This is a genomic window from Bacillus sp. UNC322MFChir4.1, assembly GCF_000746135.1.
In the GTDB taxonomy this organism is placed as follows: Bacteria; Bacillota; Bacilli; order Bacillales; family Bacillaceae_G; genus Bacillus_A.
Genome location: NZ_JQKQ01000010.1, coordinates 23,327 through 45,599, shown reverse-complemented (window position 1 = coordinate 45,599; position 22,273 = coordinate 23,327). Strand labels below are relative to the sequence as shown.

Genomic DNA, 22,273 nt, shown 5'->3' with positions numbered 1-22,273 from the left:
CACAATGATACGGATATTATTTGAGAGAAAGAACAATTTGATATGATAAAGGATGGGAATAGATTGGATAATCATAGCCAAACACCGGCGTATATATATACGTATGCATTTCGCGAAGAGGAACGTTCTTTATGTTATATGGAGATGCGCTCACTTTTTGGAACGGAATCGCACTCTAATATATTGAAAAGCACAATCAAAATTGATCCGAGCCGAAGCCCGTTTATTAAAGAACGGATTGACGTAATGTATGAAGGAGATGAACTGTCAGATATTTTGAAGCAGGTCGAACAGATTGATTTGTCTGGATCCACGTTCAAAGTCATCTTCGTTAAAATTAATGATCTTGATAAATCGAAAAAAGTAGAATACGGAGAACGCCGCCTTATTGAGCGAGATATCGGCATGCATATTGAAGGTGAAGCCGATGTGCATCATCCAGAGCGTGTATTTGGCATTGTAATCATTGGCGGACGTTGGTACTTCGGAACATATATGGAAAGCGAGGCTGTTTGGTTCCATCACGTGAAAAAACCACGCAGCTATTCTACGTCACTAAGCACACGTGTAGCGAGAGCTGTTGCGAATATCGCTGTGCCAAATCCTGATGGAGTCAAAGCGATCGATCCATGCTGTGGTATTGGAACGGTAGTGGTAGAAGCACTCTCTATGGGCATTGACATCGTTGGCCGTGATATTAACCCGCTTGTCGTAATCGGATCAAGAGAAAACATCGCGCATTTTGGTTTTGAAGGAGACGTAACGGTAGGACCTATCGAAGACATTCAGACAAACTACGATGTAGCAATTATCGATATGCCGTACAATCTATTTACGTGCGCAACACCAGAAGATCAATTCTCGATTTTAAAACATGCGCGCCGTATTGCAAAAAAAGTAGTAGTTGTAACAAGCGAAACAATGGATCACATGATCGAAGAAATTGGATTTGAAATTACAGACCGCTGCGTAACAAAAAAAGGAAACTTTTCTCGGCAAATTCTTGTTTGTGAATAGGGAAGTAAGGGAAGACCAATGGGTGCATTGGTCTTTTTTTTACTTTTTATTTTTAATGGTACAATTTCCCTTTGAGGGTAAGGTAGAGTGGGATATGGACACAAATAATCGCGGCAAAATGGAGGATATTAGCACAAAAGGCCGAGGCGGCAAGGTCGGAAGCGGTGTATCCGGAGGAGAGGAGTCACTATCTTCATTATTATTTGCGCTTGCTTTACTGCAAACGATTGAAGCGTCCCCTAGCTGTTATTGAAATACAGTGAAAGCTACGTATACGATACTTTAAATAGGGGTACCGCCAACATTTCGCATTTCTCTGACGGCACCTTATTTTTCCATCATATCAATTGCTGATTCTTGTTTAAAGGACAGAATGTAAAAATAAATGACATAAGAGTTGTATTTTTTGTAGTAAATAAAAAGAAAAGTACATTTGTTAGTGTGTACACACCTTTACAAAATTTGTATTTAAAAATTTCATGTAACGTAATGAAAAGGATTCTTTCTATATTTCTAGAATAAAAAATAAGAAACTATAAGTGTTTTTAGGGGGAGTAGAGAATGAACCAAATGATCAATACTATTTCATTAACAGGAGATTGGGAGCTAGACATTCAACGACTGTTAGAACAATATAATAAACCTCACACATATGAGCACTCTGTAAGGGTTGCAAATGAAGCAAAAAGAATCGCCAAAAGATTTGAATTAGATGAAGAAGCGTTAGAATTATCATTAGAACACGCTAGTTTTGCTTATATTTCATTTTTATGGGAGCAGAAGGAGAGCCTAAAAGTTATTCATTCATGGCTACAGGATGCATATTTTGATCTAAAAGAGAATTTAGGAGTTGAATAAATAATGTTATACATACCTTCATCTTTTAAAACGACTATACAAGATGTTCACGGAGAACGAGGACAGCAATGGATCGAAAAATTTCCGATTACGATTCAAGAGATTGAAGAAAAATTATCACTACAAATCATTCAGCCGTTTTCCAATCTATCTTATAACTATGTTAGTCTAGCACAAAAAGAAAATGGACAAGATGTTGTGTTAAAACTCGGTGTTCCGAGTGAGGATTTGAAGAACGAAATAGAAGCGCTCTTTTATTTTCAAGGAGAGGGAACAGTGACATTACTTGATTCAGATCTTGAGCTTGGATTTATTCTATTAGAATATTTAAAGCCTGGCATGTCACTTGCACATATAGATAATGAAGAAAAAGCAACGAATATTATAGGGAAAACGATGAAAAAACTTTGGAAACCAGTTCCTGCTCAGCATACATTCCCTTCTATTGAACAATGGGCAAATGGATTGCAGCGGTTACGAGTACATTTTGATGGTGAAACGGGGCCCTTACCAAAAGATCTAGTCGAAAAAGCAGAAGACTTATTTCCACAATTAATCAAAACAATTTCTAAGCCGCTTTTGCTTCATGGTGATTTGCATCATGACAACGTTTTATGTATGGGAGAGGATCGGTGGGTTGCAATTGATCCAAAAGGTGTTATCGGTGAAGCGGAATATGAAACAATTGCGTACTTAAGAAATCACTTATTTAATAAAACAAATCCTAAGAAGGTATTAGCAAATCGTGTGCAACAATTAGCAGAAGAACTTCAACTAGACAAAGAAAGAATTCTATCGTGGGGGCTATCGCATTGTATTCTTTCATCTTGGTGGTACTTTGAAAGTCATGGACGAGTAGCTAAAGAAACAATTGCTTGTGCTCGCTGGTTTAATGAATTAAGAGTTAGTTTGAAATAAAAGCGAAACAAAGAATGGGGAGTGATTTTCGGTGTGCACTGTTGAGATAAGGAGACCGCGCAATGAGGACATTGAAGAGATAAATCAATTTTTTGTTACAACGATTAAAGATACGTTTGCTAGAGAAGGTTTATCAGAACTACTTGATGCTATAGAAAATGAAATTGAAATTAAGAAAGAATATTTGAAATGTGATATGAATAGCAACGGGAAAAATCGATACTTTTTGATAGCAGTAGATACAAACTGTAATAAAATTATCAGTACAATTGAATATGGTCCACCTAGTGAACTAATTAACAACTGTACGAATAAAGAATTAAAAGATTCACCTGAGATAGGAACTGTGTTTGTACACCCTAATTACCAAAGACGTGGTATTGGAAATTTACTTTTAAATGCAATGTTTCTTACTTTGTTAAGCAGGGGAATTAAAGAATTTTGTTTAGATAGTGGATATACAAATGCACAGAAGGTATGGAAGAAGAAATTTGGAGAGCCTGATTATTTGCTGAAGGATTATTGGGGGGATGGGTATGATCATATGATTTGGAAGAGATGTATTGATGATGTGCCAATAATATTTAATAAATGAGTAGGGTGTATTTTGAGGTAGTGCTACATCACCATTAACCTAAATGTATATAATTTTAGGTGGGAGTAATTTATTGATAAAAAGATAAGTGCTGTAGGGAAGCCTGAACATTTAGTACCAGAAGATCAAAAAAATTAGAGGGAATTATGATTTCCTTTTTGAAATAAAAAGTTTCTCTGTTTGACATCCTTGAACTGTACCCGAATCGTGGACACTTAAAAAAGTCCATGATTAGGGGTACAGTTCAGTGTTAAGTGGCGGGTAGTTCACTGGATTAGGAGGATTTAAATGGTAGACTTTCAAAAATTATCAACTTTCGAATTATTTCCTGCGGTTGATGAAGCTGAGATTGAAAAGACTGAAGAACGAATGGGGTTAATAATACCGAGCTCTTATAAACAGTTGCTACAGTACACGAATGGGTTTGTAACTGACGAGGGTGTGATTATATTTGGTATTGATATAATTAATGAAAGAAATACAACATATGAGGTACGTGAATATGCAGAAGGGTATATTGCTGTAGGAAGTAAAGGCGGAGGAAAGTTTTTATTAATGGAAGCAAACGAGGACACAACCGAATTATTACAGGTTGATTCTGCGGTAATGAATCCAGCTTTTGCTACCACAGTTAGCGAGAGTTTTGTAAAGTGGATAAATGATGGAGCGATAGATGTTGAATTTGTGAATGAAAAGCAAGAAATGCACAAAGAAAAGCTTTGCAATCTTATATTAATTCGTTCACCAATTGGAGGAGTTGTGGATTTAAAGAAGATACAGGAGGTATTTCACATTAAAAGAGGGTTATTTGATTTGTTAAAGGGATCAAAACAGTTACCATTTGTGTTGATGAAGGACATTCCTGTTGAGTTGGCTATAAAAAACTTAAAACAGTTAGGTGAATTAGGAGAGGTATTAAGAATCGCTAATGTTGATTAACAGTTATATGTCGAAAAATCAAAATGGATTCATATGGTTTGTTATTACCGATGAAACGTGTTGTATTGTTAAATTAAAAGGTTGTATTACCAAAATACGTTTAGGAGAAAGGAGATTTTATGGGATTAAAAAAGTGGCTTTTTTCAGATGAATCTTTAGATGAACAAGAAATTATTGAAGTTGAAAGATTATTTTTAGGTTGAAAAGAATTTACTGAGTTAAATCTCGATGGGTCAAAAGTTTTTCAGGAAGGTTTGGATATTGGATATGGAAGAATATAATTTAGTTAATCGAAATAATTGTATGAAACCTAATTATAAAATAGATGATAAAGAAGTTTCCTTTGACATTTATGTTAGTCCTGATAAAGAAGTGTGTATGATAGGGAGAATGGATAATAATTATATTTGTTGGGCTTCGATTACCCATCTTGATGTAAGTGAATTGAATGTTGCTATTCTCGATTATGTATTGAAGCAAAGACCTGTTATGATTTCAAATGACTATAACGCATTAGGATTTCGTTATGAAGAAGTAAAAAAATGGAATAAATTCCGAATATTTAAAACGTTACATAGAGATGGTAGATATTGTTACTATTCTCAAGCCAGTTCTGCCTATTTCGGAAATGACGAAAAATCTCTTTCTACATATATGTCAGGGGAAATTAATAGGTTTTATTATTCAGAGTTAGCAAAATGTAACTATCGTTTGATAGATAACAATTATATTAAAATATTGGAAGGCTACAAAAAACTTTTAACACAAGGAGAAAATTATGGATATTATTATGAGATGAGACCTGTTATTTCCATATTAGAAAATGAAGGTTATCTAAAATTATGTCCAAATGAGGAAATTAGAAATATATATTGGGATTGTATGAAAGAATGTTCTAACTTATATAACCGATATATGTCATCAGTACGATGAATTATTCATAAACCTACAGTGAAATTCACCTTTTCCTATTAAACGTTGGTAAAGAATATTAAAACGGACGTGAATTTGATGGTGATTTTGTATTTCGTATATTCGTAGTTATGTTCCCTCAAGATTATGACCGATATATGAAAGAGTCAATAGAATTCAACATAAGTCATACAGCCTTATGTTGTTCTAACTGCTTTTATAAATGTGTGGTAGATAATACAAATGTATCTATGGCATGATGAAACATAAAACAGCTTATGAGGTAAAGTGATAACAAAGTTATTTAATTTTGACATGAAAAAATAAGAGTCTTATTACATTTTATTGTAGTAAGACTCTTTAAAGTTGTTTAATTCTTATTCGACTAAAGCACCTGATAGATAGTTTAAGTACATTCATTCACAAAAAAGACTATTACAATTGCATATTTTTATAATCACTTTTAAGTATTGCCATAATAATTTCATCCGAGTACTCATCATTATAATATAAGGATTGGCGTAAGGTTCCTTCTTTTACAAACCCAACCTTTTCATACGCTCTAATTCCACGTAAATTATGACTAAATACTTCTAACTGTAAACGATTTAATTTGAGTTGTTCAAAAACAAAACTTAGAACTCTTTTGATCGCTTCAGTTCCGTATCCTTTTCCTGTTAATGAAATGGAAGCCATCGATATTCTGAATCCTGCTCTTTGATTCTCCTCATCGATATCCAAAACCGATAACTCTCCGATCATTTCGTCAGTACCTTTTAAACAAATAGCGAAATCATAGCGACTTGAATCATTATTTATATTGTCTATATGTGTCTTAATTTGCTCTAATGAAAAATTAGGCTTGGTTCCAGTCATATAACGTATTTCTTCATCCATTGTGATTTCTAATATAGTGGGTGCATCTAACTCACAAAGAGATCTTAAATAAATCCTCTCACTCTCTAGTCTCATTTTAACTTTCTCCTTAATCCTAGTAATAACACGTATAAATATTCTTAATCTTAATGGAATAAAAGTTCTACTACATCTTTTTTTATAAACAGTCAAACTTTCTTCGATTAACGGTACGACTTTTTAAAGCAGCTTAACTTTGTTTTACAGCAACACGTAAGTATTCAGTCCCTCCTTTAATCATATAAATCTCCTCCAAATTGTTATTTTATGTATTGCTTAAAATATATGAATCTTACTTCGATATTACATGAACCTTATAATGCTATGATATACCTAAAACAAATAATAAAACTTTTATACATAACAAAATGCACCACCAAATTTCTTGTTAATGCTATTAATAATTGCTTTGAATATACATTTTTTCAATTTATGCTGGGTTAGTATTGCTTTTCATTCCACTTTTAAATGAATATGAATTTTGTATATATGTTCCAATCAAAAAAGCATTTTCAACTAACCTGCACCGTAGGCCAATAAGAACTAAACAACTTTAAAGATACATCACCAAACTAATTGAATCAATTAGACATTAGAGGAATCGCATACGGACATATTTCGGGTAATACAGAAGTGAAAATTTACTTTAAGGAAAAGGAAGGGGGAGTAAAAACAACAAAAGTAAGTATAGCTAACTATATAGAGTCTAATCATTCAAATCGTTATAAAATTTCATGGAAAGATAATAATAAAGTTTCAATAGTAATGAGATTTGAATATGAAACTAAAACGTTAGAATATAATTTCGAAACTGGAAAAATAAGTGGATATGCTAAAAGAGGGAATAATGGGGATTTTTTAAAATATTATTACGATGAAAAATAAATGATGAGATCAAGGAGCTTAAGGCTTCACTTGCGATGAGAAAAGGGAATGGTGGTTCAGGGGAAGACCGTGAGGCTAGTAGGATAATTGAAGTGAAAGGGGAAGATTGATTTTTAATGAATGTATTGGCTAATATGAGTAGCATGTATAGGATTGATGTTAGTAGAGCTGCATCTACAGAAGAAGAAATTAAGGAACTTCAGGAATTTTCAACAATAGATATACCTATAGAATATATAGATATAATTCGTGTAGGTTCAGATATAGAAATTAATATAGATAATGAAATGTATATTCGTATTTGGGGAGCTTCGGGTTGTGTAGAATTGAATGAAGCTTATTTTATTCAAAAGTATATTCCAAACTCTCTTGCAATTGGTGATGATGAAGGTGGTAGAACGTTAATATATTTTAATGGGAAAAATGGGTTTGGATTATATATAGTTGATTTTAATGATTTAGATGTTGACGAAACTGTATTTGTAGCACCATCAATTCATGATTTATTGATTAACAATGTAGGAGTAGAGAAGATAATACCTTATTAAGGAGATATGTCAGCTATAAAGAATGATGAAAAATCTTAATGTCAAGCAGAAGAGTTGGAATGATTACAGTTTGAAAACGTAATCTCATTGAAAAGGGAGACCCTCTTTGGTAAACCACCGAAAGTGTGCCCCATAAGGTGAATTTTTCCTCTGCAGTATACTTATGGCGGTTTAAGGGGAGGTCGGCTCGTTCAATTAGGAAACGGCTTCCATCATCCTTTTATGGCGTCTTTAACTGCTTATTCTCATTCCCCCATTGACATGGATTATTTGACCAGTGACATAACTTGAATCATCACTGGCTAAGTATACATACGCTGGGACAAGTTCATACGGCTGACCAGCTCGCTTCATTGGTGTCCCATATCCAAAACTCATCATTTGTTCAGCTGGAAAACTTGAAGGTATACGACCGTTTTTGGTTAAAAGAGAAAATCTTTCTTTCATACTTGTAACTTTAGGAGATAATTTGCGTAGTTTTTAAATGATAAATTGCATATAGGGATAATTTCGTTTTGGGGAACAATTAATTTCTTAAGTTGATGGCGATGCGGCAGCACCCCTTTAAAAAATGTTTTAGACTATTAAAAGAAAGTATTAGACTGGAGGGAAGTGTTTTTTACAGGTTCCCGTTGCAAGAATACAATTCCTAGTCTAATACTTCTTTTGTTTTTTATATAGCTAAAGGTAAGTATGACGGTACTTAATCTAAAACTATTATTGTATAGATTACCGGTCTTTAGGCGATGCAAAGCTGTTGTAGTAATAATGTTGAGTCTAATACATTTTTTTAAACGAACAACTCTAATTTTTCCAGAAGTTTCTTTTCTTATTCCATTAAAGACTCTGTATATTGAACAGTGAGGGAACTCCTTAGCTGATATAATAGAAGGATAGGTGTAACTGAACCTTCTACTTTTTTGTATCAGCAATTTTTTGGGACTTATAAGTGCGAATTATACTTGGAACTCCTACAATCATACTGACCATAAAACTCCACATTACATACCGCCAATCTTCAGTGAGTAACGATACTCCTATAAAAAATACCAACTGACCTAAAAGGGCAAACCACGAAAGTATCCATGCTACCTTTAAATTTTCCTTCATCCCATAACCCCCTCTATCCATTAATAACACATGCGAATTTGGTAAAAATTGATAATTTAAGTTTATCATAAGTTTCTTCGACAGAGAACGGAAAGTATTAACAACGCTATTTAACATAGCCAAATAAAAAAGACAATGATGAAAGTTGTGCAAGTGAAAAAGGGTGATACATATTATACATGACTAATATGTATCACCCTTTATCTTTTATGATTTTTTGCTATTTAGGTCTTGATAAAAATTGGAGCGAGTATGTTAACTGGATTAGCAGGGTTCGTAGATATAACATTTGATAACTCAGCGGCTTATATACAGTTTTGGTTACGAAATTTAAGAGATGATAAAACAGTAATCGTTAAAGCAGCCAGTCAAGCACAGAAAGCAGTAGATTATATTTTAGGAGTTAGCTATAACGAAGCGAATACGAAACGCCTGCTAAGTGCAAGGGTTAAAATAAAGAGAGAAAGCAAGTACAGGTCGTGTTGTATTCTGTATAGCGGTTACTTATATATCGGGAAAATAAAATGTAAATATACGTTTATAGGATTGAAAAGGCTTTGAAGTAGATCAATTAGGTATTGACATAAAGAAAAACGAAAATAAGTCTGTTTAATTTTATTATTCCTTAGCATACGTTATCAAGACCTAATTCCAAAAAACACTTAAAATATCAAGCCCCTAACATATTATATATGACTAATATGTTAGGAGCTTTTATTTTTGGTAATGAGTTTTGAAACTGAATTTGAATAGTATTTTTCTCTATTTGGGTAGAAATAAGTAAAGTCCCATAAACGGTCGTTTTGGGTACTTTCCTTAATTCTTTGTAGGTTTAAATTAAAGCTCGATCAAAAACATGTATTAGAAACATATAATTTTTCTTATTTAATTAACAGCGGATAGGTGTCTGCAAATAAATTATATCAATCAGAAGTTGTCTACAAAGAAATATGTGATTCTAAAATTGTTGCGAAACTAGCCGTTGCATACCGAAAGACGAATATAAACCCAGAGTTACAAGAGTTTTTGAAAATAGCGAAAGGCAAGGCGATGAACACATTTACAAAATGACGAGAAAAATGACAAAACTGTAAGAATGCACGAATGTATGTAAGAAAGTTCGATGTTTTCCTTTTTCTTTTTTTATTATAGTGAAAAAGAAGAAAGAAGATGACGTTTTCTCAGCTCGCGTTTAAAAACGTTAGTCGAAATATACGTACGTATGCCGCTTATTTTTTAAGTGAAAACGTCATGTTAGAGGAAGAAACAGTACATTCACATAGTTAAGAAGTAGTTAAGTCCCATTTAAACCTTTTTTCCCATAATAAAATTATAAGCGTACAAGAAGGTTGGTATTTTTAGATGAGTACAATAATCAAAACTATTCATGTAATGAAGGTATATGGCAATCAGTTAAACACCTTACTATAAAGGAGGGATTTGAAAATGTCTTTTTCTCAATTCAATATTGATATTTTTCGAGCAATTAATGATTTAGGTAAACAATATTCATTCCTAAACTCAGCCATGGTATTTTTGGCAGAATATATGGTATATATTTTTGGTTTAATTATTATAGCTTATTGGTTTACCGGGTCCAGAAAAAGTAGGATGATGGTTATTCAAGCGATGGTTGCTTTTGTGATTGCTGAGGTGATTGGAAAAATAGCAGGGAAATTTCATTTGAATTATCAACCGTTTGCAGTATTGCCTGATGTTAATAAACTTGTCGACCATGCTGTAGATAATTCATTTCCTAGTGACCATACGATTCTCTTTTTTTCGATTTGTTTTTCGTTTTGGCTTGTTCGTAAAAAGACTGGATGGTTATGGCTTATACTTGCATTTTGTGTAGCGATCTCTCGTATTTGGGTAGGGGTTCATTATCCTTTTGATGTTGCAATAGGGGCTTTAATAGGATGTGCTTCAGCGTTATTTTCGTATTGGTTAGTACCAAAATTTTCTTTTATCAAGCAATTGCTTACTCTATATGAAAGAGTAGAGAAACATGTTTTACCATCCAAAAACAAATCAAAGGGATTTTGAGTATACAAGTATAAAAGTTAGCGTGAAAGATACAGATGCTGACGACCTATATATGGAATGTATTCATGTTGCTCTTTAATTTTTTGTGTTTGTGGATGTGATAAGCGCCCAGGTTTTAGGCAGTGTTGCGGTTCTCTTTCGTTGCAAAGTAAACGTCAAGTAACTCCAAAATATACAATAAAAGTTGATTTTGGAGTTATTTTTTGTTTGCTTCACTTTTTTTCGGCACTCTACAGCTAGATGGTATTACTGACACGTACAAGTTATCAACAATCTTTATGTTGAAAGAATCTTAACGTATGTTTTGCGCGTTTTGTTGGCGGGGTCTCATGCCCATCAAGCTAAAGCTTTGAAATGTCCCCAAAACGAAAATTTTATTATTTTACAGTTAATTATGAGAGTTCAACTCATTTTTTTCGTTTTAGGGCAACCTATTTCTAAAGTTGATGGGCATGTGACGAGAGTTCAAAATGTATTCATTCATATTCACAGATGATATCCTTTTAGTTGGATTCTTACGCTGAAGCAGCAAGAAATTGTTGTTCTTTGAGCATTAATTTGATTTTTTATGGAAAGATATACTAGTAAGTATACGATTTGAACGTTCTATTTTTTAGAGTATAACAGGAGGAGAATGAATATGTCGGAAATTGAAGTAGGCGAAATCTTTACCCTTAGCGATGAGAGTAATGAAGAGCAGGAAGTTGAAGTGCTCGGAACGATGAATGTCGAAGGAGCAGAATACATTGCTGTTGGCTTTGTAGAAGACATTCAAACGGAAACAGAGGAAGACATTGATATCTTCTTTTTAAAAGTAGAAGAAGATGGTGAATTCGCATACATTGAGAGTGACGGGGAATTTGAAAAAGTATCAGCTGCGTTTGAGAAAATTATGGACGAACAAGAATAATATTGGTTGGACACAAGAGGCGGATGCATATCTGCCCTCTGTTTTTGTATATAGGGGTACCGCCCCCGCACCTATCAACTTAAGAAATTAATTGTTTCCTAAAACGAAAAAATGAGCCTAATTCTCATGAATAGCTGTAAAAAGGTAAAGTTTCGTTATGGGGGATGTATCAAAATATTAGCTTGATGGGTATACGGCAGGACCTCTATTTTTTAAAAAACAGAACAAATCTATATAATGAATAAATCTCCAATATACTATATGTCTAAGTATGTTGGAGATTTGATTTTAAAGCGTTTTTCAGAAATTGAGTCTATAAATTCATATTAAGTTATCTTACTTGCTAAGCTCTCTTTGAGCTCCTCTATAGCTTCCGATGATATTTTGATAACCAGGAAGATGTTTAGCAAGTAAGGCTCCAAAGCCTTCGACGTCATTTCGCCAGTCACGCTGTAATTCTGCTGCAACGCTAAACCAGTTCATTAATTGGACCCCTCCATGAGCCATACGCATAAGGGCAGCATCTGCAACTTGTTTATTAAAAGTTCCTGATGCATCGGTTACAACGAACACCTCATACCCCGCGCTTACAGCAGATAGTGCTGGGAACGCAACACAAACATCAATAACAACTCCTGCGATAATTAGTTGTTTTTTACCTGTTGCTTCAATGGCTTTAACAAATTCTTCATTGTCCCATGCGTTAATTTGTCCAGGCCGAGCTATTTTTGGCGCGCCAGGAAAGAGCTCAACCAATTCTTGCATTAGTGGGCCATTAGGTCCGTCTTCAAAACTTGTTGTTAAAATAACTGGTAAATCAAAAAACTTAGCGATATTAGCAAGAGCCAAAACATTATTTTTGAATTCATCAACACCATAGTCACGCACTAGGCCGGAAATAAGACCAGTTTGATGATCTACTAGAAGAACGGCGGCATCATTTTGGGAAAGACGAGAATAGAGATCAGACATTTTATAATCCTCCTTTAATTCATGTAATAGAAGAAAGTTTATATATCGGGAAATTTACGTTAAACTCCTTTGTTTGTTACAATTCGTTTATGATTAAATGGATTGTTGACATTGGTTTATCTATAAATTTATAAAGTGTCAATAGTATTTTTAACAATGAAAAATCATCATAAAAAATACTTAATGCGGTATTTTTTAGTTAATCTAGAACAGGAGTGTGGTCGATCCAATGAATAAATTTTTGTAAATAATGCTGAAGATATTGTTTTGTTTTTTCGTCAGTAAGCACTTTCTGATCGGAGTCAATCTTTTCATGTACTTGCGAAATCAGTACTTTTTGAAATGGAAGAACATGAGCTTGCATGGCTTCTAGTATTTGTCTGATTTGGATTTGAGCAAAGGCAGTCCCTAAGCCCCCAGGAGTTGCTCCAATTAAGCCAACCGGTTTTCTATTAAGAACGGAGGATTCCCGAGGTCTTGATGCCCAGTCCAATGCATTTTTTAGTGCGCCTGGAATTCCAGAATTGTACTCTGGACTTACGATAATGATACCGTCAACATCCTGAATAGCAGATTTAAATGATGTTATTGTTTCTAGAGCACCACCAATTTCTAAATCTTCGTTAAACAAGGGAAGAGCGTTTATTTCAATCCAGCGAAATTGAGCAGTATTACTCATATCTGTCAATGATTGGGCAATGATTCGATTATAAGAATTTTCTCGTAAACTTCCACAAATAAGGCCAATGGTTTTGGGCATACAGATTTCCTCCTTGTTTGCACTCACCTTTCAAGATACTATGTCCTATTTCATCACTCCTATAATAGAATACGTACAAGTCCATTGTACAATTATTTTCCTTTTATTAGTAAGTGATGAATTTATTTCTCAACAAAGATAGTTAATATGTATAGATTTCTAATTATGTTTGGAACTTAAATCAAAAAAACTTCAATAATTTAAGACTCTTACGAGAAAAACTCCATAAAAAAGTAATAAAACATGCTCATCAACTTAAGGATTCAGAATTATCCTGAAAAAAAATAGCTTCTCTTTTCTTATTCCTTGAGGAAGGAGAATTATTTCAGTAATATTTAAAATTTATGGGACTATTATACTTTTTGCTTGATTTTTATAAAACCCTCCCTCTAGTATAAACATATAAATCTAGTTATTACCATTTTTTCAATTTAATGATAAATAATTAGGTTTATTTGATAAAGTTTATAAAAAATAGGAGGGATATGTGTGTTTTCAAAATGGAAAAAAGGATTCGTAACTACTTTATTTGCACTCACAACATTTTCGACAGTAGCATCTGCTGAAGAGCTACCTGCGGCTCAACAAAAATGGCAGAAATGGGTTCGTGAACATGCAGTTAAATTACAAGAGCCAACTGCTAGTTCGAATGAAGATTTATCATTTTTGAAACAAACCTTACAGGGCAAACGTATTGTTTCACTAGGTGAGTCTACTCATGGTTCAACAGAAATGAATCAATCAAAGGTTCGTATCATTAAGTATTTGCATGAAGAAATGGGTTATGATGTGATTGCATTTGAATCAGGCTTTGCGGAAGCGAATGCTGTATATCAAAATATAGATAATTTAACAGCTGAACAAGCCATGAAAAAAGCTGTTTTTGGAGTTTGGCATACAGAAGATGTGGAAGAATTATTTCAATACATAAAAGAACAAAAAGAAAAAGGAACACCTCTTATTTTAACGGGATTTGATATACAAGTACCTGGGAATGCTGCTATTGCTACATTTGCAACATCTACAAATGAATGGATTGGGAAACTAGATCCTGAGATAGGTAAATTATTTCTAGAAGCAGAAGGAGAAATCGTGAAATACCGTTCTGTCTCTTCTTATAAGGAATTTGAAGCAATGCAGGCATCCCTTTTGGACAAATACGAAAACATAAAAGAGTTTATCGAACAACATAAAAATGAATTGCAACAAGTAGCGCCTAAAGCATCCTATGATGTAAATCTTCTAGAAAAGTCAATCAAGATTCGAATCGATACGCTTAAAACATATATTCCAAATGAAGTGAAAGAGCAGAAAAATATTCCACCTGAAAAATATCCAGATGATTACTCATTTTACATTCGAGATCAAAGGATGGCACAAAATTTAGCATGGTTAAGCGAGATGCAATTTAAGAATAAAAAAATGATTGTGTGGGGACACAATTATCATATTAGAAAACAAAATTCTAATATGATTCAAGCTATATCCCCACTCCGACTCCCATTCCCAAATATGATGGACATGATACCACAGTATTTGAAAAATCAAGTGTACACAGTCGGTTTATTTGCATATAGTGGTAGCAGTTTAGGTTCGGATAATCATAAGCTTTGGCTTGTAAAGGAAACGCATCAAGCCAATAGTGTCGAAGAAATTTTAAAAGCTGCACAACATCCGCAAGTATTTGTAAATTTAAAAGGTGAGGAAAATCATCCTGAAACCTCCTGGATGTATATGCCTATTATCGGGCAGTATTGGGGATTTATAGATGAAATCATGATTCCTAACCAACAATATGATGGGATTCTATGGCTAGAACATATTAGCCCTTCACGAATTAAATAAAACAAAAGGCGCACCAATACAATAGATGGTGCGCTTTTTGTTTTATAGGGATCACACCATACATCGCCATCAACTTAAGAAATTAATTGTTCCCCAAAACGAAAAAAGTGAGACGAATTCTTATAAATAACTGTAAGAAGGTAAAATTTTCGTAAGCTCTGTATATGTAATCCCTTTTTTCTTTTCGCGAATAGCTCGATCACGTAGGCGTTTCTGTTTTTACTCCTCCGTATATCTATAAACCACAATGCGAGTAGGTAATTATAGATAAAGTGCATACGATCTTTTTTTGAAGAAGTGACCTGTCCATTTTCTAAGTTTTTCGCTTGGCAAGCTGTACCAAATGTATGTGTACATTGCCACAAATTTTAACAAAAAATATGGCAAACTGTTGGTGGATTTTCCCTTATACCTTTTATATATTTAAACGTATAAGGAGATGAAAAACATGATTGGTATGAATATTCGTATTTTGCGTAAAAAGAATAAAATGAGTCAGGAACAATTGGCTGAGAAGGTAAATGTATCGCGACAGACCGTAGCAAAGTGGGAAAACGGGGAGGCCTTGCCCGATATTTTTAAATGCAAGATACTGGCTGATATTTTTTAAATAACTTTAGATTAATTATCTTGTAATATGAGTGAAGAAGAGGCAAGTCAGCTCGGTCCCAAGGGGAAGCAGTTCTTTGGTGTTGTGAAGGTAGGAGATCGGGGGCAGATTGTGATTCCAAAAGAAGCACGCAAAATGTATCAAATTCAAGCTGGTGATAAGCTGGTTCTTTTAGGAGAAGATGCGACAAAAGGAATTGCTTTCTTAAAAAGTGAGAATTTCATAGAATTTGTAGAGATGATCCGAAAAGCTGAACTGAGGGAAGATGAGACAGAATGAGCAAAATCATATTTTTTTCGATGCCCGCACATGGTCATACCAATCCGACCATTCCGGTGGTAACTGAGTTAGTAAATAGAGGCCATCAAGTTTGGTATTATTCTTTTCTAGAATTTCAAGAGAAAATAGAAGGCGCTGGTGCTACATTTATTGCTTGTGATAAATTCTTGCCCCAGCTATCACAAAAAGAATTGGATCGTAAGAATGGCAAAGATTTTGCGGCATTGATTGAAATGGTTGCCGATACGACCATTGCTTTGGATGGAAAGGTATGTAAGGAATTAAAGGAAATTCAGCCGGATTGCATTGTATTCGACTCTTTATGCTTTTGGGGAAAATTATTTGCCAACAAACTAGGAATCCCATATATTTGTTCGACTACTTCCTTTGCTTTTAATCAGTATACAGCAAAATTGTTGAAGCGGAGTTTCACGGAACTATGGAAAATGATTGTGGGCTTGCCACGAATGAACAAAAAAATTCAGTTGTTAAGGGCATATGGATATGAAATAGAGAATTTTGTATCGATTGTTCAAAATGATAATGAAACAGGCACCATTGTTTATACTTCGAAAGAATTCCAACCGATGGCAGATACCTTTTCTGACCGATATGCTTTTGTCGGACCATCCATCAGGCAGTCTTTGCCGGTACAGAATAATAAAAAAGATAGAAAAGTAATCTACGTTTCCCTTGGAACTATACTTAATCAAAACCAGGATTTTTACCAAAAACTTATCCAAGCATTTGCAAATACGGACTATAATGTTGTGATGTCAGTTGGTGGAAAAACTGAAATTTCTTCTCTTGGCAACATACCAGGAAATTTCACAGTGAAAAATGTCGTGGATCAGATATCGGTACTACAGACAGCAGATGTATTTATTACCCATTGCGGCATGAATAGTGCGAATGAAAGCCTGTATTTTGGAGTTCCAATGGTTTTATTTCCGCAACATAGCGAACAAAGATTAGTGGCTGATCGGGTTGCAGAACTGGGTGCAGGATTAAAACTGAAAGGGAAGAAGCCAAAATATTTGGCAACAGCGGTAGCTGAGGTGTTGGCGAATCGAACATATCAGGAAAATGCGCAGAAGCTGTCAGAAACCTTTCAGAATACTGGTGGTGCAGTAGAAGCAGCTAATGTGATTTTGACTAAAATTGGGGAGAAATCTTAATGGCTTGATAATTCTTTGTGAAAATAGACTATCATATTGGAATAAAACTACAACAATCATGTGCTTTAATTGATATAATTATAAAAGGGTGGTCTACTTGAATATTTTATGGGATTTTGATGGAACATTGTTTGATACGTATCCTGCATATACAAACATACTCTCTTTGGTATTGGGAGAAGCAGTAGATAAACTGGGAATCTATGAAAAGCTAAAAATTTCGTATTCGCATGCAATTAATTACTATAACATTTCCAGCAATCAAGAAGAAGAGATAAAAAGATTAAAGAAAACATTATCTCCAAAAGATATGAAACCATTTGATGGTGTAGAAGAAATCTTAAAATTTGCAAATAAAAATGTAATTATGACACACAAGCATAGGGACGGAGTTTTAGCAATCTTAAAATACTATGGATGGGATAAATACTTTGTGGATATGGTTACGATTGACGATGGTTTCCCTCGTAAACCTAATTCATTAGCATACATTCATTTGCACACAAAACATGGAATCGATCTAGTTATTGGAGACAGAGAATTAGATTTATTACCTGCAAAAGAATTAGGAATTGCAACGTGCATGTTTCAAGGTCAATGTGATGTAGCTGATTATCATTTACAGGACTACACGGAATTTTTTAATACGGATATTCCATTAGCGAAATGAGTGTTCAGTTACTAATAACTACTGTAAAAGGATTCAATCTCGCTTTTCTTATTTTTTGATTATCAACATAATTCTTTAACAGAGTCTTTATTTTTAAAGATTTTTTTAATTAGTCGTCACCTTACATGCCTATCAACTTAAGAGATTTTAATACTCTTACATACAAAAAAACGTTATTCTTTCTAAACAAACTGGATTAGAAAGGATGACGTTTTTTATAAATTTCTCGACGTAAGATCATTTACATCTGTTGTATCAAGTTATACAACAAAAACCAAAGAAATAACAAAGATTCTAATCCAACTGTTCCACCTCCTACAGAAGAATGGACGGAAATCTCATCAATATGAGAAAACCCGTATTGAAAAAAGTTTACCCGGAATTACTTATATTTCGTTTTTCTTATTGAACCAACCACGTAAGCTTAGTTAAACATCAATAATCAAAATACCGGAACTTTAGGAAGAAGAGGGGGTATTATGCTGAATAAAGAAATTCAAGAGTTGTTTGACGATCTCAATTTATTTGCCAGACAAATTGCAAACGTAAGATTATCAAATTTATTATTTGATGTGTATGAATTTAAAGATGAATATGCAATGCAAGTAGACTTAATATTCGCTAGAAAAAGTCAATTTAATAACATTCAAGGGGCATTTTCCGCACTATTTAAAAAGGAATTGTTCGATGGAGAGGAATGGGATATTAGTGATGAGCCAGACCCTTCAGATGAACAATGGATAACAGCACTAAAAGATATCTGGATTAATGCATATTATACAAGAGTATGTGCTTGCATAGAGTTAGTAAACAAAGATGGTTTTATAAGTAGATTTAAAAGAGGTTTAGCTGATGTGAATGCACCAGAATCAGTTGTTAAAGAACTTTTAATTAGGTTAAATCATATTGAAACAATACAAGTACAAAAAGGGGATATTTATGATTATATATTCGGACAATCTGATAGCCATTACTTTTTGTTTGAATGGGGAATATATGATTAGAATTATTACGACTACTAAGATTGTGAAGAAACGTACTTAACGTAACAAAGACTCCATTTTAATCAATCTTTTTTCAAAATGGAGTAAAGGACGGAAGGGTTACTAAAAACATCAATTTATGAATGGAGAGAATGTGAACTAAAGAAGGATTTGATTTATAAAACTGTGGTTTGATGTAAGAGTATACGAATTAAAATTAAATAAAACATAGGAAAATTTATATAGTTTAACAAATAAATAGGGAGTATGAAATACTTTGTATAATGGTCTTATCTAGTAAGAAAAATAGGGTGGAGGGGAAAGAATGTCTCTAGGGAATATGATAGTAACTTTAAAAAGGATACGTTTTTTTGAGCATGAAGATGATAGTATAGAAGTATTTGAGGAAACTCTAAATGAAATAGCACAAACTGCTGACACTAAAGTCATTATTGATCTGTGTAGTGTATTTCATGATGAGATAGATGAACCTTCAATGATTGGTGATTTGATTGAAACCATTTTTTATATTATGGAACAAAATAGAATTGAAGAGGGGTTAAGTGAATTAATTAAAGGAATAAGCCGCGTTTTACCACAGGCTAGATATTGTGCTAAAAGGTTGTATAAAAATGTTTTAGATACAGAAGATTTATTTGTTCCATATATAAATGCCTTAAGAAATGTTACACCTTCCAAGAAAGCAGAAGTAATTATGATTTTGAAAGAAATAAGTGATAAACATCCAAAACAATACTCCGACAAAGTTAATTTTATACTTAAGGAAGTTAGTTGTTAAGTCATTTGGGATAATGAGAAAAGTAGTTGAATCATGATTCCATGGTTATAATTTTATGGATTATTTGTTTCATACTAGTATACAGGAAAGGTGATTTAACGATAATACCTTGACATAGTAGAAATACCAAGTGAAGAAAGAATAAAAAACAAAAAGAAAGAATCTTTAAAATTTATAAACTTGGTGATTGGCCTTGTGGCTGGAAGGGTAAGTATCCATAAGGAAGCACGATTGTCTATTTACCTGAGAATAAATAAAAGCTGATTCTTATGAATGGGCTTTTTCTTAAGAATCCTGATATATATGGGGGATGGTACCAGTGAGTAAAGGGGAAGTTATTGAATTAATAAAAAATGCCCCAAAAAAGTTTTTTGTTGGAGCCTTAAAAGATAGTCAAATCGAAAATATTGAGAAAGAACTTAATGTGGATTTACCAGAAAGTTACAAGTGGTTTTTGAGGGAATATGGAACTGGAGGAGTTGCCGGGATGGAGATTTTCGGAGGTGGACTCCATGAGGTTCCAGCTTGTGTAAGAGAAACTGAAGAATGGAGAGAATACGGTTTACCAATGGGATTCGTTGTAATACAGAACTATGGGGCTGGTGTGTATTGTCTTGATACTTCACGATTAGTCGAAAATGAGTGTCCGATTATTGACTGGGAGCAAGATGAAGAAGGGGGACTAAGAGAATATAAAAACTTTTATACATTTTTAGTAGATAAGTTTTCAGAATAATTATTCGGATGCTAATCGAGTACTCATCGCTTAGTCAAGATTTTTTATCAATTATGCCCTCCTATTCCTTGGATAGTAGAATACCTTAGAGGGCGAAGTTATTTTGTTTAAAAAGCAAAATAAAGATTTATCATAAACGCTAACGAGTGACCCATTAATGGTAATGAGAAAGTTTCTGATAAAAGTAAAGAGTTTAAGAGTGGTTGAAAAACAAGGAAGTTTATCCCGCATTAACGGGCAGTAATACTCCCGCCTCAAAATTCAGCGGAAGCAAAGAAGTTAGGCGGGAGATAAACTGCCCGTAAAAGCCCGATTGGTGAGGGCTGATAATCAGTGGGGGATGAAGAAAACCCCCACTGATTAAAGTTTCACTTTATCTAAAAAAGTTATCATGTATGTTGACCGGAAAATGCGCATGATACGTTGAGAGAGATTGCTAGCTTTATTGAAAAGATTAGGTACGGATGAGTTAGAGGTTTTTATTAGTGGAAATACAAAGCCAATAATAAAAGTTATAAATTAAAGGGAGCTAATAATGATTATATATAATGGAACAGTTGGAGAACCCGTTGAAAATCCAAGTGAAAGTTTTATAAGGGATGTAATATTTGATAAGGATGAGAGCTATTGGAACCAAGGTAGTGGGGATTCGTGTTTTGAAATCGAAGGGTGTGAGGGCCGATTAGTTCTATTTTATGATGAACCGTGTGGTTTTTTTATCATGCGACATCCAGATTATTTAGTAACATTTAATAAAAATCGTGAAATAGAAACAGTTGGACATTTAGTAGGAGGAGAACCGATGAAGATACCCACCTGTAGTTATGTGGACCGTGAAATGGCGTATCGTATAATAGAGGAGTTTATCACAAATAAGTCAGTACCAAAATGTATAGAATGGGTTGATCTATATGATATAGATTTTGAGCATGGATTTTAAGTAATATTCATATTTAGATCAAAAACTCATAACAGAAAATGCATGAGGTTATCTATGATAGGCAACAAGTGCTTTTTTGTAGGGAAAATAGTCAAAAGACGTAATATAATGTTTTTAAATCTTAACTCTATCCCGGTCTGAGGTGGAGAAGGGATAAAACTTTATTTAAAGGAACTTTTAGAAAGTGTAGAAGAAAGCATTTGCAAAGCTGGAGTTCATGGTACAGCATGAGAGTCTACTATGGTTCATAAGAAATAGTAAGTATGTTGATAAAGGAGATAGATTATAAAACAGAAAAATCATCTTGGCAAAAGGATTAAAGGAGAGTATAAGATGAATGAAAAAGTAACAGTATGGATTGGGAATTTTGAGAGCAATGATGAGCTTGAAAACTATACAAATATTAAATATACGGAAGATGGAGATAGCATACCCTCAATATTCGAACGAAATTTCGACTTAGGTTATTACGACCGTGATTTAGTTGAAAAGAAATGGACTGGCCAAACATCGGTGAATAATATTCAAGATTTATTGCAGAGTTTTTCATTTTCTGATCAATTTTCTGAACAATTTGATAACATTAATCTAAAAAAAGAATTTAATACTGTGATTCTAGTTTATAATTTTGAATATGATGCTAGAAAAACAAGGATTACATATAAAAATAACGAATTGGAATGCATCGGTGTTGCTCAATATACTGTAATTGTTGATGATAGGTGGTAAAGGACTAAATGAAAGAGTAGAAAAATAATAAAGTAGGAAAAGGATTATGTAGTTTAATTCCGTTTAATCAATTGGTTTCCTTTTGTTATTAGTGATAATAAACACGATCCAGAACGGAA

General features: G+C 33.6%; 26 protein-coding genes and 4 pseudogenes. 25 read left to right on the top strand and 5 right to left on the bottom strand.

Translation table 11 applies throughout. From position 1 onward, the window contains the following. Window positions 1–63 precede the first annotated feature (63 nt). The 7 genes and pseudogenes from BR72_RS03285 (at window position 64) to BR72_RS03255 (ending at window position 5,260) form a co-directional block, all read left to right on the top strand. Complete coding sequence (locus BR72_RS03285; protein WP_035430079.1) at window positions 64–1,017, top strand: TRM11 family SAM-dependent methyltransferase; 954 nt, start codon at window positions 64–66, stop codon at window positions 1,015–1,017. 43 nt (window positions 1,018–1,060) lie between these two features. Then, a pseudogene (locus tag BR72_RS03280) lies at window positions 1,061–1,258 on the top strand (hypothetical protein); the annotation flags it as partial. Between the two features lie 320 nt (window positions 1,259–1,578). Then, window positions 1,579–1,875 carry a hypothetical protein gene (locus BR72_RS03275; RefSeq protein ID WP_035430073.1) on the top strand — a complete coding sequence of 99 codons (297 nt, stop codon included), beginning with the start codon at window positions 1,579–1,581 and terminating at the stop codon, window positions 1,873–1,875. Window positions 1,876–1,878: 3 nt separating this feature from the next. Continuing rightward, window positions 1,879–2,793 carry an aminoglycoside phosphotransferase family protein gene (locus tag BR72_RS03270; RefSeq protein WP_035430071.1) on the top strand — a complete coding sequence of 305 codons (915 nt, stop codon included), beginning with the start codon at window positions 1,879–1,881 and terminating at the stop codon, window positions 2,791–2,793. A gap of 31 nt (window positions 2,794–2,824) precedes the next feature. After that, entirely contained in the window at window positions 2,825–3,388 is a 564-nt protein-coding gene (locus BR72_RS03265; protein WP_035430068.1) for a GNAT family N-acetyltransferase, read from the top strand. Between the two features lie 288 nt (window positions 3,389–3,676). After that, window positions 3,677–4,327, top strand: a complete 651-nt coding sequence (locus tag BR72_RS03260; RefSeq protein ID WP_035430066.1) for an SMI1/KNR4 family protein — start codon at window positions 3,677–3,679, stop codon at window positions 4,325–4,327. Window positions 4,328–4,588: 261 nt separating this feature from the next. Further along, window positions 4,589–5,260, top strand: a complete 672-nt coding sequence (locus BR72_RS03255; protein ID WP_197059918.1) for a hypothetical protein — start codon at window positions 4,589–4,591, stop codon at window positions 5,258–5,260. Between the two features lie 414 nt (window positions 5,261–5,674). Here the strand turns inward: BR72_RS03255 and BR72_RS03250 are convergent, their stop codons facing one another. Then, complete coding sequence (locus tag BR72_RS03250; protein WP_035430064.1) at window positions 5,675–6,211, bottom strand: GNAT family N-acetyltransferase; 537 nt, start codon at window positions 6,209–6,211, stop codon at window positions 5,675–5,677. A gap of 519 nt (window positions 6,212–6,730) precedes the next feature. Here BR72_RS03250 and BR72_RS03245 point away from each other — a divergent pair. Together BR72_RS03245 and BR72_RS03240 are read left to right on the top strand one after the other, a co-directional pair. Continuing rightward, complete coding sequence (locus BR72_RS03245; protein WP_090995989.1) at window positions 6,731–7,039, top strand: hypothetical protein; 309 nt, start codon at window positions 6,731–6,733, stop codon at window positions 7,037–7,039. 116 nt (window positions 7,040–7,155) lie between these two features. Then, window positions 7,156–7,587 carry an SMI1/KNR4 family protein gene (locus BR72_RS03240; RefSeq protein ID WP_035430061.1) on the top strand — a complete coding sequence of 144 codons (432 nt, stop codon included), beginning with the start codon at window positions 7,156–7,158 and terminating at the stop codon, window positions 7,585–7,587. A 231-nt stretch (window positions 7,588–7,818) separates the two neighbouring features. Here the strand turns inward: BR72_RS03240 and BR72_RS25210 are convergent. Both BR72_RS25210 and BR72_RS03235 read right to left on the bottom strand, forming a co-directional pair. Then, a pseudogene (locus BR72_RS25210) lies at window positions 7,819–7,995 on the bottom strand (SDR family oxidoreductase); the annotation flags it as partial. Window positions 7,996–8,499: 504 nt separating this feature from the next. Further along, entirely contained in the window at window positions 8,500–8,697 is a 198-nt protein-coding gene (locus BR72_RS03235; protein ID WP_035430060.1) for a hypothetical protein, read from the bottom strand. 231 nt (window positions 8,698–8,928) lie between these two features. On the opposite strand from BR72_RS03235, the gene BR72_RS26635 reads away from it, so the two are divergent. The 4 genes from BR72_RS26635 (at window position 8,929) to BR72_RS03215 (ending at window position 11,653) form a co-directional block, all read left to right on the top strand. Next, a complete protein-coding gene (locus tag BR72_RS26635) occupies window positions 8,929–9,258 on the top strand; it encodes a zincin-like metallopeptidase domain-containing protein (protein ID WP_331280383.1) in 330 nt (109 codons plus the stop codon). 342 nt (window positions 9,259–9,600) lie between these two features. Beyond that, on the top strand, window positions 9,601–9,768 hold the full coding sequence (locus BR72_RS27420; protein ID WP_035430058.1) for a type 2 periplasmic-binding domain-containing protein: 168 nt from the start codon (window positions 9,601–9,603) through the stop codon (window positions 9,766–9,768). Between the two features lie 375 nt (window positions 9,769–10,143). Then, the gene (locus BR72_RS03220) at window positions 10,144–10,743 is read left to right on the top strand and encodes an undecaprenyl-diphosphatase (RefSeq protein ID WP_035430057.1); all 600 of its coding nucleotides are present in this window, start codon (window positions 10,144–10,146) and stop codon (window positions 10,741–10,743) included. A 634-nt stretch (window positions 10,744–11,377) separates the two neighbouring features. After that, complete coding sequence (locus BR72_RS03215) at window positions 11,378–11,653, top strand: DUF1292 domain-containing protein (protein ID WP_177206891.1); 276 nt, start codon at window positions 11,378–11,380, stop codon at window positions 11,651–11,653. Between the two features lie 336 nt (window positions 11,654–11,989). Here BR72_RS03215 and ycaC read toward each other — a convergent pair whose 3' ends face one another. Together ycaC and BR72_RS03205 are read right to left on the bottom strand one after the other, a co-directional pair. After that, window positions 11,990–12,625, bottom strand: a complete 636-nt coding sequence (ycaC, locus tag BR72_RS03210) for an isochorismate family cysteine hydrolase YcaC (RefSeq protein WP_035430053.1) — start codon at window positions 12,623–12,625, stop codon at window positions 11,990–11,992. 199 nt (window positions 12,626–12,824) lie between these two features. Next, a complete protein-coding gene (locus BR72_RS03205; protein ID WP_035430052.1) occupies window positions 12,825–13,385 on the bottom strand; it encodes an NADPH-dependent FMN reductase in 561 nt (186 codons plus the stop codon). Between the two features lie 489 nt (window positions 13,386–13,874). Here BR72_RS03205 and BR72_RS03200 point away from each other — a divergent pair, with 489 nt between their 5' ends. The 12 genes and pseudogenes from BR72_RS03200 (at window position 13,875) to BR72_RS03160 (ending at window position 22,154) form a co-directional block, all read left to right on the top strand. Beyond that, the gene (locus BR72_RS03200) at window positions 13,875–15,230 is read left to right on the top strand and encodes an erythromycin esterase family protein (protein WP_035430051.1); all 1,356 of its coding nucleotides are present in this window, start codon (window positions 13,875–13,877) and stop codon (window positions 15,228–15,230) included. A gap of 448 nt (window positions 15,231–15,678) precedes the next feature. Continuing rightward, window positions 15,679–15,840, top strand: a complete 162-nt coding sequence (locus tag BR72_RS26950) for a helix-turn-helix transcriptional regulator (protein WP_231559663.1) — start codon at window positions 15,679–15,681, stop codon at window positions 15,838–15,840. A 27-nt stretch (window positions 15,841–15,867) separates the two neighbouring features. Next, window positions 15,868–16,119, top strand: a complete 252-nt coding sequence (locus BR72_RS26945) for an AbrB/MazE/SpoVT family DNA-binding domain-containing protein (RefSeq protein WP_035430049.1) — start codon at window positions 15,868–15,870, stop codon at window positions 16,117–16,119. Beyond that, a complete protein-coding gene (locus tag BR72_RS03190) occupies window positions 16,116–17,297 on the top strand; it encodes a macrolide family glycosyltransferase (RefSeq protein WP_035430047.1) in 1,182 nt (393 codons plus the stop codon). The genes BR72_RS26945 and BR72_RS03190 overlap by 4 nt, the downstream gene beginning before the upstream one ends. 97 nt (window positions 17,298–17,394) lie before the next feature. Further along, window positions 17,395–17,967 (top strand): HAD-IA family hydrolase, encoded by a 573-nt coding sequence (locus BR72_RS03185; RefSeq protein ID WP_035430045.1) that lies wholly within the window; start codon window positions 17,395–17,397, stop codon window positions 17,965–17,967. 235 nt (window positions 17,968–18,202) lie between these two features. Further along, a pseudogene (locus tag BR72_RS27555) lies at window positions 18,203–18,399 on the top strand (IS4 family transposase); the annotation flags it as partial. Between the two features lie 47 nt (window positions 18,400–18,446). After that, window positions 18,447–18,971 carry a hypothetical protein gene (locus BR72_RS03180; RefSeq protein ID WP_035430043.1) on the top strand — a complete coding sequence of 175 codons (525 nt, stop codon included), beginning with the start codon at window positions 18,447–18,449 and terminating at the stop codon, window positions 18,969–18,971. A gap of 304 nt (window positions 18,972–19,275) precedes the next feature. After that, the gene (locus BR72_RS03175; protein WP_035430041.1) at window positions 19,276–19,749 is read left to right on the top strand and encodes an Imm30 family immunity protein; all 474 of its coding nucleotides are present in this window, start codon (window positions 19,276–19,278) and stop codon (window positions 19,747–19,749) included. Window positions 19,750–19,904: 155 nt separating this feature from the next. Continuing rightward, window positions 19,905–19,970, top strand: a pseudogene (locus tag BR72_RS26940) (cytoplasmic protein); the annotation flags it as partial. Window positions 19,971–20,068: 98 nt separating this feature from the next. Then, window positions 20,069–20,485, top strand: a complete 417-nt coding sequence (locus BR72_RS03170; protein ID WP_035430039.1) for an SMI1/KNR4 family protein — start codon at window positions 20,069–20,071, stop codon at window positions 20,483–20,485. 535 nt (window positions 20,486–21,020) lie between these two features. Next, window positions 21,021–21,425 carry an Imm1 family immunity protein gene (locus BR72_RS03165; RefSeq protein ID WP_035430037.1) on the top strand — a complete coding sequence of 135 codons (405 nt, stop codon included), beginning with the start codon at window positions 21,021–21,023 and terminating at the stop codon, window positions 21,423–21,425. A gap of 333 nt (window positions 21,426–21,758) precedes the next feature. After that, window positions 21,759–22,154: an immunity 22 family protein gene (locus tag BR72_RS03160; protein ID WP_035430035.1), complete on the top strand. Its 396-nt coding sequence runs from the start codon at window positions 21,759–21,761 to the stop codon at window positions 22,152–22,154. Window positions 22,155–22,273: the final 119 nt, after the last annotated feature.

Bases quoted from the DNA above. Each gene is read 5' to 3' on its own strand.
- BR72_RS03275 (WP_035430073.1), top strand. From the start codon at position 1,579: ATGAACCAAATGATCAATACTATTTCATTAACAGGAGATTGGGAGCTA.
- BR72_RS03270 (WP_035430071.1), top strand. From the start codon at position 1,879: ATGTTATACATACCTTCATCTTTTAAAACGACTATACAAGATGTTCAC.
- BR72_RS03260 (WP_035430066.1), top strand. From the start codon at position 3,677: ATGGTAGACTTTCAAAAATTATCAACTTTCGAATTATTTCCTGCGGTT.
- BR72_RS03250 (WP_035430064.1), bottom strand. From the start codon at position 6,211: ATGAGACTAGAGAGTGAGAGGATTTATTTAAGATCTCTTTGTGAGTTA.
- BR72_RS03240 (WP_035430061.1), top strand. From the start codon at position 7,156: ATGAATGTATTGGCTAATATGAGTAGCATGTATAGGATTGATGTTAGT.
- BR72_RS03235 (WP_035430060.1), bottom strand. From the start codon at position 8,697: ATGAAGGAAAATTTAAAGGTAGCATGGATACTTTCGTGGTTTGCCCTT.
- BR72_RS03220 (WP_035430057.1), top strand. From the start codon at position 10,144: ATGTCTTTTTCTCAATTCAATATTGATATTTTTCGAGCAATTAATGAT.
- BR72_RS03215 (WP_177206891.1), top strand. From the start codon at position 11,378: ATGAATATGTCGGAAATTGAAGTAGGCGAAATCTTTACCCTTAGCGAT.
- ycaC (WP_035430053.1), bottom strand. From the start codon at position 12,625: ATGTCTGATCTCTATTCTCGTCTTTCCCAAAATGATGCCGCCGTTCTT.
- BR72_RS03205 (WP_035430052.1), bottom strand. From the start codon at position 13,385: ATGCCCAAAACCATTGGCCTTATTTGTGGAAGTTTACGAGAAAATTCT.
- BR72_RS26950 (WP_231559663.1), top strand. From the start codon at position 15,679: ATGATTGGTATGAATATTCGTATTTTGCGTAAAAAGAATAAAATGAGT.
- BR72_RS26945 (WP_035430049.1), top strand. From the start codon at position 15,868: ATGAGTGAAGAAGAGGCAAGTCAGCTCGGTCCCAAGGGGAAGCAGTTC.
- BR72_RS03190 (WP_035430047.1), top strand. From the start codon at position 16,116: ATGAGCAAAATCATATTTTTTTCGATGCCCGCACATGGTCATACCAAT.
- BR72_RS03180 (WP_035430043.1), top strand. From the start codon at position 18,447: ATGCTGAATAAAGAAATTCAAGAGTTGTTTGACGATCTCAATTTATTT.
- BR72_RS03175 (WP_035430041.1), top strand. From the start codon at position 19,276: ATGTCTCTAGGGAATATGATAGTAACTTTAAAAAGGATACGTTTTTTT.
- BR72_RS03165 (WP_035430037.1), top strand. From the start codon at position 21,021: ATGATTATATATAATGGAACAGTTGGAGAACCCGTTGAAAATCCAAGT.
- BR72_RS03160 (WP_035430035.1), top strand. From the start codon at position 21,759: ATGAATGAAAAAGTAACAGTATGGATTGGGAATTTTGAGAGCAATGAT.